This window comes from Exiguobacterium sp. PFWT01 (assembly GCF_018255795.1).
GTDB lineage: Bacteria > Bacillota > Bacilli > Exiguobacteriales > Exiguobacteriaceae > Exiguobacterium.
This window is the reverse complement of record NZ_CP073755.1, coordinates 102,414-119,107: the sequence shown is the minus strand read 5'-3', so window position 1 is coordinate 119,107 and position 16,694 is coordinate 102,414. Positions and strand designations below refer to the sequence as shown.

The following is a 16,694-nucleotide window of genomic DNA, read 5'->3' as shown; positions in this document are numbered from 1 at the left end:
GGCATTCCATGACCTCGCAAAAACGTGAGTTATACCTTGAAAGTGGCAATTGTAGCAGCCAAACCTTCCCGTAGAAAGTTCGGATGGACGTCCAAGTAGCTTGCCGACTGCTGGACATCGTTGTCATCGACAACAACCGATTGGCGGCACTAAATCATAGTAGCACCGCCAACCTGCGCTGTCAAGACGTATTTTACTCGACTGTTGTATCTTCGAGCGCAACTGGCGCCTCATCTTCTTTGAGTTCCACATCACGGTAGACGGCCATTCCAGTACCAGCTGGAACGAGCTTACCGATGATGACGTTCTCTTTGAGTCCGAGGAGATAGTCACGTTTCCCTTTGATTGCTGCATCTGTCAAGACGCGAGTCGTTTCTTGGAACGAAGCCGCTGAGAGGAACGAATCTGTCTCAAGTGAGGCTTTCGTGATTCCGAGAAGGACTGGTTTCGCAGTCGCTGGGTGTTTTCCATCACGAATCGCATCTTTACACGCTTCTTTGAAGACGCTGATGTCGACGAGTGATCCAGGGAGAAGTGGTGTGTCACCTGATTCGATAACTTTGACACGACGAAGCATTTGGCGAACCATGACCTCAACGTGCTTATCACCGATTTCTACCCCTTGCATCCGGTAAACTTTTTGAACTTCTTGGAGAAGATAGTTCTGAACACCAGATACACCACGGACGGCGAGCAATTCTTTCGGATCGATCGAACCTTCCGTGAAGACTTCACCGGCTTCTACTGTGTCGCCGATTTGAACGCGGAGACGAGCTCCGAATGGAATCGTGTATGAGCGAGTCTCACTGAATCCTTCGACCGTGAGTTCACGCTTGTCACGCGATTCTGTGAAGTCGATGACCGTACCAGAGATTTCCGAGATGACCGCTTGACCTTTCGGGTTACGGGCTTCGAATACCTCTTGGATACGTGGAAGACCTTGTGTGATATCGTCTCCGGCAACCCCACCTGTGTGGAAGGTACGCATTGTAAGCTGCGTTCCTGGCTCACCGATTGATTGTGCGGCAATGATACCGACGGCTTCCCCGACTTCAACATTTGATCCAGTTGCCAAGTTGCGTCCGTAACACTTCTTACATACGCCGTGTGACGTGTTACATGTGAATGCTGTACGGATTTCAACTTTTTCAACACCCGCATCAACGATGATGCGCGCGATGTCTTCTGTGATCAATTCGTTCTTATCGATCAACACTTCGCCCGTTTCAGGGTGTGTGACCGTTTCGAACGATGTACGCCCGACGAGACGGTCGTACAAGCTTTCGATTTCTTCCGTACCTTCGCGGAGTGCAGAAACACGGATCCCGCGGTCTGTTCCACAATCTTCTTCACGGATGATGACATCTTGCGCTACGTCAACGAGACGACGTGTCAAGTAACCTGAATCGGCTGTCTTCAAGGCTGTATCGGCAAGACCTTTACGAGCCCCGTGAGTCGAGATGAAGTACTCTTGAACCGTCAGACCTTCACGGAATGACGATTTGATTGGAAGTTCGATGATGCGACCAGATGGAGCGGCCATCAAACCACGCATACCCGCAAGCTGCGTAAAGTTCGATGCGTTACCACGGGCACCTGAGTCAGACATCATGAAGATCGGGTTCAAGCGGTTGAGGGATTTCATCAATCGAGATTGAATTTCATCCTTCGCTTCGTTCCAAGCACGGACAACGCGCTCGTAACGCTCATCTTCAGTGATGAGACCACGACGGAACGACTTCATGATTTGGTCGACTTGTTTTTGTGCTTCATCAAGGATTTCTTGTTTATCCGGAAGTACGATGATATCGGCAATCCCAACCGTCACACCTGCTTTTGTCGAGTGCTTGAAGCCAAGATCTTTCATCCGGTCAAGCATGCGGCTTGTTTCCGTCGTTTCAAACTTCTGGAACACTTCCGCGATGACTTTTCCAAGGAAACCTTTTTTGAACGGGTCGATGATTGGACGTGATGCGATTTCTTCCGCAACGTTCGCCCCTTTGTCGATGAAGTACTTATCAGGCGTTGCTTCCTGTAAGTTTTCCATCGTCGGCTCGTTCAAGTATGGGAACGTGTTTGGCAAGATTTCGTTGAAGATCATCTTACCAACTGTCGTAATGAGCAATTTCTCGTTCTGTTCGTCTGTGAACGTCGGGTTGTTGAGCGTACGCGCCGGAAGTGCCACACGCGAGTGCAAGTGGACATAACCGTTTTGGTAAGCAATCAACGCTTCGTTGACGTTCGAGAACACTTTCCCTTGACCGACGGCATCTTCACGTTCGAGTGAGATGTAGTAGTTACCGAGGACCATATCCTGCGATGGTGTAACAACTGGTTTTCCGTCTTTCGGGTTCAAGATGTTCTGCGCAGCGAGCATGAGAAGACGTGCTTCCGCTTGTGCTTCTGCAGAGAGCGGAACGTGGACGGCCATTTGGTCACCATCGAAGTCGGCGTTGTATGCCGTACATACGAGTGGGTGAAGGCGAATCGCACGACCTTCAACAAGAATCGGTTCGAATGCTTGAATACCAAGGCGGTGAAGTGTCGGGGCACGGTTCAAGAGGACCGGATGCTCACGAATGACTTCTTCAAGGACGCCCCAGATTTCAGGTTGCATCTTCTCGATTTTGCGTTTGGCGTTCTTGATGTTTGAAGCGATGCCGCGACCGACAAGCTCTTTCATCACGAACGGTTTGAAGAGTTCAAGCGCCATCTCTTTTGGAAGACCACACTGATACATCTTCAAGTTCGGACCTACGACGATAACCGAACGTCCTGAATAGTCGACCCGTTTACCGAGAAGGTTTTGACGGAAACGACCTTGTTTTCCTTTCAACATATGTGAAAGTGATTTAAGCGGACGGTTACCAGGACCTGTTACCGGACGACCACGACGACCGTTGTCGATGAGGGCGTCAACCGCTTCTTGAAGCATACGTTTCTCGTTTTGCACGATGATGTTCGGCGCGCCGAGGTCGAGCAAACGTTTGAGACGGTTGTTCCGGTTGATGACTCGACGATACAAATCGTTCAAGTCAGATGTCGCAAAGCGTCCACCATCAAGCTGTACCATCGGGCGAAGCTCTGGTGGGATGACAGGAAGTACTTCAAGGATCATCCAGTCTGGATTGTTTCCTGAAGTGAAGAATGCATCGAGAACTTCCAAGCGCTTGATCGCACGTGTACGACGTTGACCTTGGACTGTTTTCAACTCTTCACGAAGCTCGCCTACTTCTTTTTCAAGATTAACGTCTTGAAGAAGTGTACGGATGGCTTCAGCACCCATGTCTGCTTTGAAGTCGCTACCGTATTTTTCACGATAGAGACGGAATTCTTTTTCCGAGAGAAGTTGTTTCTTCTCAAGCGGAGTATCACCTGGCTCTGTGACCACGTAAGATGCGAAGTAAATGACTTCTTCAAGCGCACGTGGTGACATGTCGAGAACAAGCCCCATGCGGCTTGGAATCCCTTTGAAGTACCAGATGTGCGAAACTGGTGCCGCGAGCTCGATATGGCCCATTCGCTCGCGACGCACTTTCGCTTTCGTCACTTCAACGCCACAGCGGTCACAAATGACTCCTTTATAACGGATACGTTTGTATTTCCCACAGTAACATTCCCAGTCTTTCGTAGGACCGAAGATTCGTTCACAGAATAATCCGTCCTTCTCTGGTTTAAGTGTACGATAGTTGATCGTTTCCGGCTTTTTGACTTCACCGTAAGACCACGAACGGATCTTCTCTGATGAAGCCAAGCCGATTTTCATATATTCAAATCGATTAACATCTACCAAGGGGCCGACCTCCCTTTTCGCCTTATTCCTCTTCCGTAACAGTCGGTTGAACGACTTGTTCTAACGCCGATGTTGCGTTCGGGATGTTGTCGTCATCTTCATCTTTCATTTCGACTTCTTCATCATCCGCTGACATCATCTTGACTTCCATACCGAGCGCTTGAAGCTCTTTGATCAAGACGCGGAATGATTCAGGAACGCCCGCTTTCGGAACGCTCTCGCCTTTCACGATGGCCTCATATGCTTTCACACGACCGACCGTGTCATCCGACTTGATTGTCAAGATTTCTTGGAGCGTGTAGGCTGCGCCGTACGCTTCAAGAGCCCAAACTTCCATCTCCCCGAAGCGCTGACCACCGAACTGTGCTTTACCACCGAGCGGTTGTTGCGTGACGAGTGAGTATGGTCCTGTCGAACGAGCGTGAAGTTTGTCATCAACCATGTGCGCGAGTTTGATCATGTACATGACACCGACCGAGACGCGGTTATCGAACGGTTCACCCGTACGACCATCGTAGAGACGCGTTTTCGCATCTTTATCCATACCAGCCTCTTCAATCGTTGCCCATACGTCTTCCTCACGCGCTCCATCGAATACAGGTGTTGCCACTTTGATGCCGAGCTTCTTCGCCGCCATACCAAGGTGGAGTTCAAGTACCTGACCGATGTTCATACGAGATGGTACCCCAAGCGGGTTGAGCATGATGTCAACCGGTGTACCGTCTGGCATGTATGGCATATCTTCTTCAGGGAGAATCCGCGAGATAACACCTTTGTTACCGTGACGTCCCGCCATCTTATCCCCTTCGTGAATCTTACGTTTTTGAACGATATAGACACGTACCATTTGGTTGACGCCTGGAGACAATTCGTCACCGTTTTCACGGTCGAACACTTTGACATCCAAGATGATTCCATCTCCACCGTTTGGTACACGAAGTGACGTATCACGTACTTCACGTGCCTTCTCACCGAAGATTGCGTGCAAGAGACGCTCTTCCGCTGTCAATTCCGTAACGCCCTTAGGTGTTACTTTACCGACGAGGATATCGCCATCCTTGACTTCAGCTCCGATGCGGATAATTCCGCGATCGTCCAAGTTACGAAGTGCGTCATCTCCGACGTTTGGAATATCACGTGTGATTTCCTCTGGTCCGAGTTTCGTGTCGCGTGACTCTGACTCGTACTCTTCGATATGAATCGACGTGTACACGTCATCTTTCACGAGACGCTCACTCATGATGATCGCATCCTCGTAGTTGTAACCATCCCATGTCATGAAGGCAACGACGACGTTACGGCCGAGCGCGAGCTCACCCATATCCATCGATGGACCGTCTGCAAGGATTTCTCCTTTTTCGACACGGTCACCCGCTGCGATGATTGGTTTTTGGTTATAACATGTCCCTTGGTTCGAACGGACATATTTTTGAAGTTTGTAACGGTCAAGGTCACCTGAAACTTCAGAACCGTTCACGTCAGACGTGCGACGGATCAAGATTTCACGCGCTGTGACGCGTTCGACGACACCTGGGTATTTCGCAACAATAGCTGCCCCAGAGTCTTTCGCAGATACGTACTCCATGCCGGTACCGACAATCGGTGAATCCGGTTGAAGGAGCGGTACTGCTTGACGTTGCATGTTCGCTCCCATGAGGGCACGGTTCGAGTCATCGTTCTCGAGGAACGGGATACATGCTGTCGCGGCAGAAACAACCTGTTTCGGCGAAACGTCCATGTAGTCCACTCGACTTGGCTCGACTGACAAGTTTTGTCCGCGGAAACGGCAAAGAACTTGTTCGTCTGCAAAGTGGCCATCTTCTGTGAGCGGCATGTTTGCCTGTGCGACGACATAGAGGTCTTCCTCGTCAGCCGTCATATATTGAATGTCGCCAGTGACAAGACCTGTTTCCGGGTCAACACGACGGTATGGTGCTTCGATGAAACCGTACTCGTTCACTTTCGCATAAGACGAGAGTGAGTTGATGAGTCCGATGTTCGGTCCCTCTGGTGTTTCGATTGGACACATCCGACCGTAGTGCGAATAGTGAACGTCTCGAACTTCGAAACCGGCACGCTCACGTGTCAAACCACCCGGCCCAAGTGCAGAGAGACGACGCTTGTGCGTGAGCTCTGCGAGCGGGTTCGTTTGGTCCATGAACTGTGACAATTGCGAGCTACCGAAGAACTCTTTAAGTGATGCGATAACCGGGCGGATGTTGATGAGCGCCTGTGGTGTGATCGCATTTTGATCTTGAATCGACATACGTTCTTTTACGACACGTTCCATACGGGAAAGCCCGATTCGGAATTGGTTTTGGAGAAGTTCTCCGACTGAACGAAGACGACGGTTTCCTAAGTGGTCGATGTCATCTGTTGTTCCGACTTCGTGAAGTAAGTTGAAGAAGTAGTTGATTGAAGCGATAATATCGGCTGGCGTAATGTGTTTTACGCTGCGATCGATATTGCCATTTCCGATGATGTTCAAGATACGCTCTCCATCTGGGTCATCCGGTGAGATGACTTTGATTGACTGAAGACCGAATGGCTCACCTTCAGCGACACCACCAGTTGGTTCCGCATCGATATAGCCAAGGCCGTTCTCCAAGTGCGGGAGGATACGATCTAAGTTGCGGCGGTCGAGGATTGTTCCAGCTTCAGCGAGTACTTCGCCTGTTTCCGGGTCCACGAGCGTTTCCGCTAATTTTTGACCGAACAAACGGTTCTTAAGATGAAGTTTTTTGTTCATCTTATAGCGACCGACGTTCGCTAAGTCGTAACGTTTCGGGTCGAAGAAACGTGACACGAGAAGAGACTTCGCATTTTCTACCGTTGGTGGTTCACCAGGGCGGAGACGCTCGTAAATCTCGATCAACGCTTTCTCTGTAGACTCTGTATTATCTTTTTCAAGGGTGTTACGAAGGTATTCGTCATCCCCGAGAAGGTCGATAATTTCTTGGTCCGTACCGAATCCGAGGGCACGCAACAACACCGTTACCGGAATTTTACGGGTACGGTCGATACGAACATAAACGATATCTTTGGCGTCTGTCTCGAGTTCGAGCCAAGCACCACGGTTCGGGATGACGGTTGCGCCAAATCCACGTTTACCGTTTTTATCGAGTTTAGCGTTATAGTACACGCTCGGTGAACGGACAAGCTGGGAAACGATGACGCGTTCTGCACCATTGATGATAAACGTTCCCGATTCTGTCATGAGCGGGAAATCCCCCATGAACACTTCTTGTTCTTTGAGCTCACCTGTCTCTTTGTTTTGGAGACGCACTTTTACGCGAAGTGGCGCAGAATAAGTAACGTCGCGCTCCTTCGATTCATCGATTGAATACTTCGGCTCACTGAGCGAGTAATCGATGAACTCCAATACGAGGTTTCCTGTGAAGTCGGAAATCGGTGAAATGTCTGTGAACATTTCCTTCAATCCTTCACGCAAGAACCACTCGTAAGAAGCAGTTTGAATTTCAATCAAATTCGGAAGCTCTAATACCTCACTGATACGGGCAAAGCTTCTTCTCTGACGGTGACGACCGTACTGAACAAGTTGACCAGTCAACTGATTCACCTCTCAGACCCCCAATTCTTTAGCGAATTTTTCGGGCGTAATAATCGAACATTGTCATTGAATGTCGCTCGTTTTCCGTCTCTAAAAAGCGGCAGACACGGCAGTTTCAAGCGAATTCCATTCCAATGGCATTTTATAATGTTAGCATATACGTTATAGCGAGTCAACAAGACTTCACCGTTTGTCAAGACCGAATTGCTCGGAAAATAAAGTAACCTTTTTCTTTCGCGATCGTTTCAACTTGACCAAACACCTCTTCTAATAACTTTTTAGCAGAAGGTGCTCCTTGTTTCTTTTGAATGACGACATAGATTGCTCCTCCATCGACGAGGTGCGTATGTGCTTCACGCAAGATCGTATGGACGACTTGTTTCCCCGCACGAATCGGCGGATTGGTGACAATGGCGGCAAACCGTTCTCCCCCCACCGCGTCATACGCGTGAGAAAGCCGTGTTTCGACCGTCACTCCATTACGGGCGGCGTTTTGCTCAGAGAGCGCCAGCGCACGCTCATTCACATCAATGAGCAAGGCCTCACGCCCAGAGGCATCGGCAAGCGAGATCCCCATCGGACCATAGCCGCAGCCTACATCTAAAATACGTCCCGACACATCAGGCATCTCAAACGTTTCAATTAAAAGACGTGACCCAAAATCGACCGACCCTTTCGAGAACACACCGCGGTCCGAAGTGAAGTGATACTGTTTCCCTCGCAACTCATACGTCCATGTCTCTGGGGCACTTTCCGAACGTGGATCGTTCGTATAGTAATGATCTCCCATGCGTTGAACCTCCTAACCCATTCTTCAAGGAAATAAAAGAAGCTCGCCATGGCGAGCTTCTATAGGTTGTGAAGTTGAATTACTTAACTTCAACAGATGCGCCAGCTTCTTCAAGCTTAGCTTTGATTGCGTCAGCGTCTTCTTTAGAAACGCCTTCTTTGACTGGAGCTGGAGTTCCGTCAACGAGTGCTTTTGCTTCTTTAAGGCCGAGACCTGTGATTTCACGAACAGCTTTGATGACGTTGATTTTACCAGCGCCAGCGTTTGTGAGGATTACGTCGAATTCAGTTTTCTCTTCAGCTGCTGCGCCTGCGCCAGCACCTGCAACTGCTACTGGAGCTGCTGCTGATACGCCGAATTCTTCTTCGATTGTTTTTACGAGTTCGTTAAGTTCGAGAACCGTCATTGATTTGAGGTCTTCGATGAATTGCTCTTTGTTGAAAGCCATTATGGTTTTCCTCCTTTGATGTTGTGAAAAAGTTTTTTGAGTTACGCTACGCGACAAAAATTAAGCTGATTGCTCTTCTTTTTGTTCTGCGATTGCATTTGTTGCGACTGCGAGCCCACGGATTGGAGCTTGAAGTACGCTGAGAAGCATCGAGAGAAGACCATCGCGTGATGGAAGTTCTGCAAGGGCTTTGATTTCTTCGAGTGAAGAAACTTTACCTTCGATGATTCCGCCTTTGAGTTCGAGCGCTTTGTGCTCTTTCGAGAAGTCGTTCAAGATCTTCGCTGGAGCAATAACGTCTTCTTTAGAGAAGGCGATTGCTGTAGGACCAGTGAAGACTTCGTCAAGACCTTCGAAGTTCGACTGAGTAGCTGCGCGGCGAAGAAGACCGTTCTTGTAAACTTTGAACTCGATTCCAGCGTCACGGAGTGATTTACGGAGTGTAGTCACTTCTTCAACTGTAAGTCCACGGTAGTCAACAACAACTGTTCCAACGCTCGCTTGCATTTTCTCAGCGATTTCATCGACGAGTGCCGATTTCTGAGCTACGATTTTTTCGTTTGCCATGTGTTTGCACCTCCTAGTCAATTCTTATACCGGACGAGAGGCTGCTCTCCAAAAGAAATCCCTCGTATGAAGACATACGAGGGCGTAATTGTTTGAAAGTAAACCTGTGACAACAGGCTCAAGTTCGAGCAAAGACACCTCGGAAGGGTTTACGGACCGATGTCCACCTTCTGTCTACGGTAATCCAACATATTCGGTTGAACGTGTATTACTTTATCAGCGGTGTCACACGTTGTCAACAATTTATTTCAACAAGATTACTTAAGGAAATCTGCAGTCGCTACACGGATCCCAGGACCCATTGTAGATGAAAGCGAGATGTTTTTAAGGTAAGTTCCTTTTGCAGTAGCAGGCTTCACTTTCATGAGTGTTTCGAGAATTGTCTCGATGTTCTCAGAGAGTTTAGATGCTTCAAATGATTTCTTACCAACTGGAACGTGGATGTTACCAGCTTTATCAACACGGTATTCAACTTTACCAGCTTTGATATCCGCGATTGCTTTTTCTACGTCGAAAGTAACTGTTCCTGTTTTCGGGTTAGGCATGAGGCCTTTAGGTCCGAGAACACGACCAAGTTTACCAACCTCACCCATCATGTCAGGTGTCGCAACGATTACATCGAAGTCGAACCATCCTTGTTGGATTTTGTTGATGTACTCAGCGTCGCCAACGTAGTCTGCTCCAGCAGCTTCCGCTTCTTTCACTTTCTCACCTTTTGCGAAGACGAGAACTTTTTGTGTTTTACCAGTACCGTGTGGAAGTACAACGGCACCACGGATTTGTTGGTCTGCTTTCTTCGGATCTACGCCGAGACGGACAGCAACTTCGATTGTTTCATCGAATTTAGCAGTAGCTGTTTTTTGAACGAGCTCGACAGCTTCAGCGAGGTCGTATGACTTCGTGCGGTCAACAAGCTTAGCTGCTTCTTGGTGTTTTTTACCCATGATCTTTTCCTCCTTGTGGTTAGCGGAATTTCCTCCCACATAATGAAGGGATTGAAGGTGAGCAGTATTCACCGACAACCCCAGAGACTAGCAAATTAGTCTTCGATTACAATACCCATACTACGTGCAGTACCTTCAACCATAAGCATCGCTGTTTCTACAGATGATGCGTTAAGGTCAGGCATTTTAAGTTCAGCGATTTCGCGAACTTTGTCACGCTTAACCGTTGCTACTTTCTTACGGTTTGGTTCACCAGAACCACTCTCGATACCAGCAGCTTTCTTCAAAAGAACTGCAGCTGGTGGAGTTTTCGTAATGAATGTAAACGAACGATCTTCGTATACCGTGATGACTACAGGAATAATCAATCCGGCTTGGTCTTGTGTACGAGCGTTGAACTCTTTACAGAATCCCATGATGTTAACACCTGCTTGACCAAGTGCTGGACCTACTGGTGGAGCTGGGTTTGCTTTACCAGCTGGGATTTGAAGTTTAACGAGTTTAGAAACTTTTTTCGCCACGAGACACACCTCCTTAAGTCTAAAATGTGGTTTCTTGGACGTTGTGCGCCCTCCCACTCAATCTATTAGGTCGAGTTTGTACCGAAATAAAGCACAACATCAAACATTTTCGATTGTACCATCCGTTTTACGGATTAGCAAGTGGGTTTAGTTAATTTTCTGAACTTGTTCGAAATCAAGTTCAATTTTCGTTTCACGACCGAACATGTCGACCACGACTTTGAGCTTCTCTTTGTCGGCCTCAATCTCGTCGATTGTTCCTTCAAAGTTCTCAAATGCGCCTTCTTTCACGCGGACAAGGTCACCGAGTTCATAGTTGTAACGATCTTTCTTCTCGATGAGTCCCATTTGTGACAAGACGTTTGTCACTTCGTCCGGTTGGAGTGGGATCGGTTTTGCCCCACCACCCGTTGAACCGAGGAAGCCGGTGACGTTTGGCGTGTTGCGGACAACATACCATGAATCGTCAGTCATGACCATCTCTACGAACACATAGCCCGGGAAACTTTTGACTTCACGTTCTTTGATTTTCTTCTCGCCACTCTTCAATGTGACTTCTTCTTGCGTCGTTTCAGTCGGGACGAGGACGCGGAAAATTTTATCTTCCATGTTCATCGAACCGATTCGACGTTCTAGGTTTTCTTTGACGTTATTCTCAAAACCTGAGTACGTCTGGACAACAAACCATTGTTTCTCCACGGCTTTCACCTCTTCCTTAGTTAATCAATAAATTGACGAGATAACTGACGCCAGTATCTACGCCGAACACGAACAGGCCAATCACGACAACAGTCGCGATGACAGTAATGGTATATTTCGTGAGTTCTTTACGAGTCGGCCAACTCGTTTTCTTCAACTCTTTCCATACGTCGCGCAAAAAGTTCATGGTAGCTTCCTCCTACATTGAATGCCAATCTACGTTACTTTGATTCCCGATGCAGCGTATGCGCGTTACAGCGGCGACAAAACTTCTTCATTTCAAGCCGTGTCGACACGCCGTCTTTTTTTGTCGTCGAGTACTCTCGAGACCCGCATTCTGAGCAAGCGAGACTTACTTTCTTTGCCATTCATAAGCGCCCCTTTCGACTACTCTCTCTTAAAAAAGAGCGAAAAAAAAACGCCTCCTGTAAATGGCGTCTACGGACAAGGCGCTGCTTTTAAAGTATCACATAGGAGGCACGCGGTCAATAATCGGTTAGCTCGTGAGCATCCGGACGTCGACATGACGCTCGAATTTCTTCTTCACGCGCTGTAACGCATTATCGATCGATTTGACATGACGATCGAGGTCGTCTGAAATCTCTTGATAAGAGCGCCCGTCTAAATAAAGACGCAAGACTTTCCGTTCGAGGTCACTCAAGATCTCATCCATCTTCGCTTCCATGAACGACTGTTCTTCCTGTGTCACGATTAATTCTTGTGGGTCAGTCGGATGTGGTGGCAAGATGACATCGAGCAACGTCCGGTCAGACTCTTCATCAAAAATTGGTTTATCGAGTGACACATATGAATTGAGCGGAATATGTTTTTGGCGTGTCGCCGTCTTGATTGCCGTGATCATCTGACGGGTGATGCACATCTCGGCAAAGCTTTTAAATGACGCAAGTCGCTCGTCCTTATAATCACGCACACCTTTATAAAGGCCGATCATCCCTTCTTGGACGATGTCCTCGTGATCTGCACCAATCAAAAAGTATGAACGTGCCTTCGCCCGCACAAAATACCGGTATCGTTCAATCAAAAACTCGAGCGCGTCGCTATCCCCTTCGTTGCGCGCCAATAAGACCAACTCTTCGTCTGACATTTTTTCAAACTGTTCGTACGGCCATCCGTTCATGCTCGTTACCCCCCGGCGATTGATCCTGAACTATGTAAGGTTGTGTCCCATTATAGGACTCCCTACTCCTATGCGTCAAACAAATTTCTAAAAATTCCGTCAATTGAATACTGTGTAACTCATATATGTAATAGTATACAACATTCCTTTGCAAAAAAATGTCAAAATCGAAACAAAGACGAGTCCATTTGATGAACTCGTCCGTGATTTCAATCACCTTTTGATTTGCGACGTCGCATTTCTTCAAACTTCGCTTGAATATGCGGTGGAATATCAATCGTCTTCCGATTCGCTTGTTCTTTCTCGAGCGACACACGCTGTTGTTCAATCAATGTTTTCGCATGCTTCCAATCTTTCAACAGTTCCGTTGCCGGGACGCGCAATGCGCCTTGACCAAAGATGACCCACTGCTCCGTGAAATCGTTCGTCGCGACGAATAATGTAATGAGCCGGTCATCCACTAATTCATGGGCACGCCGCTCAATCCATTCGTCCGCTGTCTCATTCTCTTTCGTATAGACAACGTCGACCCGACTCCGCTTCTCTTTGGATTCACGACCATAACGCATATGGGCGTCAAACACGATGGTGACCTCTTTGCCGGACACAGCCTGATATTCTGCCATCGCCTCAATCAACAGATTGCGTGCTTGTTCAAAATCTACGTCGCGGAGACTTCTCAAGTGAGGCCACGCGCCGATGATATTATATCCGTCGACAAGAAGGAGCTCACGCTTCAGGATACTCATGCCAATGGATGACGTGAGCGATGCACCTCATACAGGAGGAGCGCCGCTGCAACAGATGCATTGAGTGACGTGACATGACCGACCATCGGTAAATGAACAAGGAAGTCGCACGATTCGCGCACGAGTCGGCTCATCCCTTTGCCTTCACTTCCAATGACCACAACGAGTGGCATATTTCCATCCAATCGACGATAGTCCTGACTTTCTTTCGCATCGGTCCCGACGACCCACAATCCCTTTTCCTTCAACTCTTCAAGTGTCCGCGTCAAGTTCGTCACGCGCGCCACCGGAATATGCTCAATCGCCCCGGTTGACGCTTTGGCAACCGTTTGAGTCAAACCGACCGAGCGGCGTTTCGGAATGATAATCCCGTGTGCGCCAACGGCATCGGCGGTCCGTAGAATCGAACCGAGATTGTGCGGGTCTTCGAGCTCATCTAGCAAAATGAAGAGCGGTGTCTCCTCTTTCGAAGCTGCGAGAGCGAACATGTCTTCGACTGTTTTGTATTCATAAGCCGCAACTGCCGCAACGACTCCTTGGTGATGCTCACTGCCAGCCATCTTCTCAAGTTTCGTTTTTGGGACGAATGACACTTGGACCGATGCTTCGTTCGCCATCGCGATGATTTGAGCGAGGGGGCCCTTTTGCTGACCTTCCATAATGAATACTTTATTCATATCCCGACCACTTCGCAGTGCCTCGAGTACCGGGTTACGACCGTAAAGGAAGTCAATCCCTTCCTCCATCACATCGACTTCCTTATAGTCAGGGCGTTCTGCCTTTTGGCGACGCGCGCGATCTGGTCGTTCCCCACGAGGGCGGTCAAACGGTCGTTTCTCCGCTCCCCGATTCCCGTCATGTCGTTTCGATCGACTCGGCTTCGAGTCGTTCGAACGCTTGTTTGATGAGTTCTTCAAGACGATCCCTTCTTTCTGTCAAATAGATATACCCAATCAGTGCCTCGAATGCCGTGGAATAACGATACGTGTGCACATCGACCCGCTTTGGAACCGATCCGGATTTCGCATTCTTTCCACGTCTGACGACAGCCTGCTCCTCTTCTGTCAACGCATCCGTTTCTAACCAAAATGTCACGACGCTCGCCTGTGCTCGTGCATTGACATAGCGGACCGCACCCCGGTGTAAGTCATTCGGGCGCGTCAATCCTTTCTCGAGCAGGCGTCTCCGTACAGCCATTTCGTATACCACGTCTCCCATATAAGCGAGAGCGAGGGCATTCATTTGTTTCGGTTGCATCATAACCGCTTCCACCGAACCCCTTGGGCCGTGTCTTCGAGTTGGATGTTTTGTTCTTTTAGTAAATCACGAATCTCGTCGGCCCGGGCAAAATTACGTGCCGCCCGTGCGTCGTTCCGTTCTTGAATCAATTGGTCGATCTCGGCATCCAATAGTTCTTTTTCTTCTGCCAACGTCAAGCCGAGGACACCCGTCAATTCATCAAATAGCGACAGGACCTGTTCAAGCGTCGCTTTGGCCACATGATCGGCTTTGGCATAAATGTTCGCTTCCCGTGCCAAGTCAAAGAGGACGGTCACGGCGTTGGCCGTATTGATATCATCATCCATTGACTCGATGAAAGAGGTCTTGATGGATTCAAGTTTCCGTTCCATCGACTCGCTCGCCTCTCCAAGTCCGGCTGTGACCGACAAGCGATATTCAATATTTTGGTAAGCTTCCTTGATTCGGCTCCATCCGTTCGCCGCTTGTTCAATCAATTCACGGCTATAGTTGATCGGATGACGATAATGGACAGACAACATGAAGAAGCGCAGGACCATCGGATCGACTTCTTTCAACGCCTCATGGACGAGGAGGAAGTTTCCGAGCGACTTAGACATCTTCTCATTTTCAATGTTGATGAAGCCGTTATGCAGCCAATAGTTAGCGAACTTCGCATGGTTGCAAGCTTCTGACTGAGCAATCTCATTCTCGTGGTGTGGGAATTTTAAATCATGCCCGCCCGCGTGAATATCAATCGTTGTCCCGAGATGTTTTTTCGCCATCGCCGAGCATTCGATATGCCAGCCCGGACGTCCTTTGCCCCACGGACTATCCCATGATGGTTCATCCGGTTTAGCCGCTTTCCATAGAACGAAGTCGAGCGGGTCTTCTTTCTTCTCTCCGACATCGACACGTGAACCGGCCCGCAAATCTTCAATCGATTGCTGACTCAGCTTCCCGTACGTCTCAAACTTCTTGGTCCGGAAATACACGTCTCCTTCTGATTCATAAGCGAACCCTTCCGTCTCCAATTGACGAATGAACTCGATGATTTCTTCCATCGTATCAGTAACACGCGGATGCACGTCTGCCGGTTGAACGTTAAGTGCCCCTGTATCTGCTAAATACGCCTCGATATAGCGATTCGTCAGCGTCTCCGTGTCTTCTCCTAATTCATTCGCCGTACGAATGATCTTGTCATCCACGTCTGTAAAGTTCAAGACGTATTTGACCTCGTACCCACGATACGTCAAGTAGCGGCGGACCGTGTCGAAGGCGATTGCCGGTCGGGCGTTTCCGACATGAATGTAGTTATAAACGGTCGGACCGCATACGTACATCGATACTTTACCCGGAACAATCGGGACAAACGGTTCTTTTTTATTCGTGAGACTGTTGTACAGCTGAATCATGTGTCTTCTCCTCCATCCGCTTTTCAAGCGTCGCTAATTTTTGTTGTAGTTCATCCACTGCCGCTTCTAAGCGTTCTTGGCATTCGCGGTCCGGATCTGGGAAACGATGATCTAGATCATGTTGCTTCACACGCTTACCGTTTCGAATGACGACACGACCTGGAATCCCGACCACGGTCGAATCAGATGGCACATCGTTCAATACGACCGAGCTCGCTCCGATTTTGACGCAATCGCCGACCGTGATGTTCCCAAGTACTTTCGCCCCCGCTGAAATAAGCACGTCACTCCCGATTGTCGGGTGACGCTTCCCTTTCTCTTTCCCCGTTCCACCCAGGGTCACGCCTTGATAGATGGTGACGTCATTCCCGATAATCGCCGTCTCACCGATGACGACACCGAAACCGTGATCGATGAACACGCGGTCCCCAAGGACTGCCCCCGGATGAATTTCAATCCCGGTCAACCAACGACTGAACTGGGCTAATAATTTGGCCACCAGTTTCACGTTACGTTTCCATAATCCGTGCGCGATGCGGTGTGCCCATATGGCGTGAAGGCCTGGGTAAGTCAGTGCCACTTCTACTTTCGAACGAGCGGCAGGGTCTAGTTCCAGGACAGTCCGCAAGTCTTCGCGTACACTGCTCCAAAATCCCATAATCGATATCTCCTTTTCTTATACAAAAACAAAGACGCCCCTGTGCCAAGGCACAGAGACGCCGTAAGCGCGGTTCCACTCTGTTTGGGAAAATGCGTTCCCCTCTCAAGTCTCGTTAACGCCGAGTCACGGCCTCGACTACATATCGCCGAGACGGCTCCG

At 48.9% G+C, this 16,694-nt stretch carries 16 protein-coding genes and 2 other annotated features (1 of these 18 only partly in view); all 16 genes read right to left on the bottom strand.

Annotation, left to right across the window (positions count from 1 at the left end):
• Nucleotides 1–193: 193 nt before the first annotated feature.
• The 16 genes from rpoC to cysE all read right to left on the bottom strand — a co-directional run bounded on the left by rpoC (nucleotide 194) and on the right by cysE (nucleotide 16,532).
• Nucleotides 194–3,793, bottom strand: a complete 3,600-nt coding sequence (gene rpoC / locus KD909_RS00600; protein ID WP_012727684.1) for a DNA-directed RNA polymerase subunit beta' — start codon at nucleotides 3,791–3,793, stop codon at nucleotides 194–196.
• Nucleotides 3,794–3,815: 22 nt separating this feature from the next.
• Nucleotides 3,816–7,364, bottom strand: a complete 3,549-nt coding sequence (gene rpoB / locus KD909_RS00595) for a DNA-directed RNA polymerase subunit beta (RefSeq protein ID WP_074037866.1) — start codon at nucleotides 7,362–7,364, stop codon at nucleotides 3,816–3,818.
• Nucleotides 7,365–7,557: 193 nt separating this feature from the next.
• The gene (locus tag KD909_RS00590) at nucleotides 7,558–8,154 is read right to left on the bottom strand and encodes a class I SAM-dependent methyltransferase (RefSeq protein ID WP_012727686.1); all 597 of its coding nucleotides are present in this window, start codon (nucleotides 8,152–8,154) and stop codon (nucleotides 7,558–7,560) included.
• A gap of 79 nt (nucleotides 8,155–8,233) precedes the next feature.
• Nucleotides 8,234–8,602: a 50S ribosomal protein L7/L12 gene (rplL, locus tag KD909_RS00585; RefSeq protein WP_012727687.1), complete on the bottom strand. Its 369-nt coding sequence runs from the start codon at nucleotides 8,600–8,602 to the stop codon at nucleotides 8,234–8,236.
• 60 nt (nucleotides 8,603–8,662) lie between these two features.
• Nucleotides 8,663–9,169 carry a 50S ribosomal protein L10 gene (gene rplJ, locus KD909_RS00580; RefSeq protein ID WP_012727688.1) on the bottom strand — a complete coding sequence of 169 codons (507 nt, stop codon included), beginning with the start codon at nucleotides 9,167–9,169 and terminating at the stop codon, nucleotides 8,663–8,665.
• 44 nt (nucleotides 9,170–9,213) lie between these two features.
• Nucleotides 9,214–9,367, bottom strand: a sequence feature (ribosomal protein L10 leader region).
• A 59-nt stretch (nucleotides 9,368–9,426) separates the two neighbouring features.
• Nucleotides 9,427–10,113, bottom strand: a complete 687-nt coding sequence (rplA, locus tag KD909_RS00575) for a 50S ribosomal protein L1 (RefSeq protein WP_012727689.1) — start codon at nucleotides 10,111–10,113, stop codon at nucleotides 9,427–9,429.
• A gap of 95 nt (nucleotides 10,114–10,208) precedes the next feature.
• The gene (gene rplK, locus KD909_RS00570) at nucleotides 10,209–10,634 is read right to left on the bottom strand and encodes a 50S ribosomal protein L11 (protein ID WP_012727690.1); all 426 of its coding nucleotides are present in this window, start codon (nucleotides 10,632–10,634) and stop codon (nucleotides 10,209–10,211) included.
• Nucleotides 10,635–10,781: 147 nt separating this feature from the next.
• Nucleotides 10,782–11,333: a transcription termination/antitermination protein NusG gene (nusG, locus tag KD909_RS00565; RefSeq protein ID WP_012727691.1), complete on the bottom strand. Its 552-nt coding sequence runs from the start codon at nucleotides 11,331–11,333 to the stop codon at nucleotides 10,782–10,784.
• Nucleotides 11,334–11,349: 16 nt separating this feature from the next.
• Nucleotides 11,350–11,520, bottom strand: a complete 171-nt coding sequence (gene secE, locus KD909_RS00560) for a preprotein translocase subunit SecE (RefSeq protein WP_012727692.1) — start codon at nucleotides 11,518–11,520, stop codon at nucleotides 11,350–11,352.
• A 34-nt stretch (nucleotides 11,521–11,554) separates the two neighbouring features.
• Complete coding sequence (rpmG, locus tag KD909_RS00555) at nucleotides 11,555–11,701, bottom strand: 50S ribosomal protein L33 (protein WP_012727693.1); 147 nt, start codon at nucleotides 11,699–11,701, stop codon at nucleotides 11,555–11,557.
• A 128-nt stretch (nucleotides 11,702–11,829) separates the two neighbouring features.
• Nucleotides 11,830–12,471, bottom strand: a complete 642-nt coding sequence (gene sigH, locus KD909_RS00550) for an RNA polymerase sporulation sigma factor SigH (RefSeq protein WP_012727694.1) — start codon at nucleotides 12,469–12,471, stop codon at nucleotides 11,830–11,832.
• A 209-nt stretch (nucleotides 12,472–12,680) separates the two neighbouring features.
• Nucleotides 12,681–13,220 carry a YacP-like NYN domain-containing protein gene (locus KD909_RS00545; protein WP_012727695.1) on the bottom strand — a complete coding sequence of 180 codons (540 nt, stop codon included), beginning with the start codon at nucleotides 13,218–13,220 and terminating at the stop codon, nucleotides 12,681–12,683.
• Nucleotides 13,217–13,966 (bottom strand): 23S rRNA (guanosine(2251)-2'-O)-methyltransferase RlmB, encoded by a 750-nt coding sequence (gene rlmB, locus KD909_RS00540; protein ID WP_031421850.1) that lies wholly within the window; start codon nucleotides 13,964–13,966, stop codon nucleotides 13,217–13,219. Before rlmB ends, KD909_RS00545 begins: the two co-directional genes overlap by 4 nt.
• Nucleotides 13,967–14,075: 109 nt before the next feature.
• The gene (locus tag KD909_RS00535) at nucleotides 14,076–14,480 is read right to left on the bottom strand and encodes a Mini-ribonuclease 3 (RefSeq protein ID WP_211782054.1); all 405 of its coding nucleotides are present in this window, start codon (nucleotides 14,478–14,480) and stop codon (nucleotides 14,076–14,078) included.
• The gene (cysS, locus tag KD909_RS00530; protein ID WP_211782053.1) at nucleotides 14,477–15,874 is read right to left on the bottom strand and encodes a cysteine--tRNA ligase; all 1,398 of its coding nucleotides are present in this window, start codon (nucleotides 15,872–15,874) and stop codon (nucleotides 14,477–14,479) included. The genes KD909_RS00535 and cysS overlap by 4 nt, the downstream gene beginning before the upstream one ends.
• On the bottom strand, nucleotides 15,843–16,532 hold the full coding sequence (cysE, locus tag KD909_RS00525) for a serine O-acetyltransferase (protein WP_012727699.1): 690 nt from the start codon (nucleotides 16,530–16,532) through the stop codon (nucleotides 15,843–15,845). The genes cysS and cysE overlap by 32 nt, the downstream gene beginning before the upstream one ends.
• A gap of 51 nt (nucleotides 16,533–16,583) precedes the next feature.
• Nucleotides 16,584–16,694, bottom strand: a binding site (T-box leader); it runs 97 nt beyond the window's last position.

What these genes read in the sequence shown, in the direction of transcription:
- rplJ (WP_012727688.1), bottom strand. Translation starts at nt 9,169, where the DNA reads ATGGCAAACGAAAAAATCGTAGCTCAGAAATCGGCACTCGTCGATGAA.
- KD909_RS00545 (WP_012727695.1), bottom strand. Translation starts at nt 13,220, where the DNA reads ATGAGTATCCTGAAGCGTGAGCTCCTTCTTGTCGACGGATATAATATC.
- KD909_RS00590 (WP_012727686.1), bottom strand. Translation starts at nt 8,154, where the DNA reads ATGGGAGATCATTACTATACGAACGATCCACGTTCGGAAAGTGCCCCA.
- rplA (WP_012727689.1), bottom strand. Translation starts at nt 10,113, where the DNA reads ATGGGTAAAAAACACCAAGAAGCAGCTAAGCTTGTTGACCGCACGAAG.
- cysE (WP_012727699.1), bottom strand. Translation starts at nt 16,532, where the DNA reads ATGGGATTTTGGAGCAGTGTACGCGAAGACTTGCGGACTGTCCTGGAA.
- rplL (WP_012727687.1), bottom strand. Translation starts at nt 8,602, where the DNA reads ATGGCTTTCAACAAAGAGCAATTCATCGAAGACCTCAAATCAATGACG.
- secE (WP_012727692.1), bottom strand. Translation starts at nt 11,520, where the DNA reads ATGAACTTTTTGCGCGACGTATGGAAAGAGTTGAAGAAAACGAGTTGG.
- rpmG (WP_012727693.1), bottom strand. Translation starts at nt 11,701, where the DNA reads ATGGCAAAGAAAGTAAGTCTCGCTTGCTCAGAATGCGGGTCTCGAGAG.
- rlmB (WP_031421850.1), bottom strand. Translation starts at nt 13,966, where the DNA reads ATGGAGGAAGGGATTGACTTCCTTTACGGTCGTAACCCGGTACTCGAG.
- cysS (WP_211782053.1), bottom strand. Translation starts at nt 15,874, where the DNA reads ATGATTCAGCTGTACAACAGTCTCACGAATAAAAAAGAACCGTTTGTC.
- sigH (WP_012727694.1), bottom strand. Translation starts at nt 12,471, where the DNA reads ATGAACGGATGGCCGTACGAACAGTTTGAAAAAATGTCAGACGAAGAG.
- KD909_RS00535 (WP_211782054.1), bottom strand. Translation starts at nt 14,480, where the DNA reads ATGATGCAACCGAAACAAATGAATGCCCTCGCTCTCGCTTATATGGGA.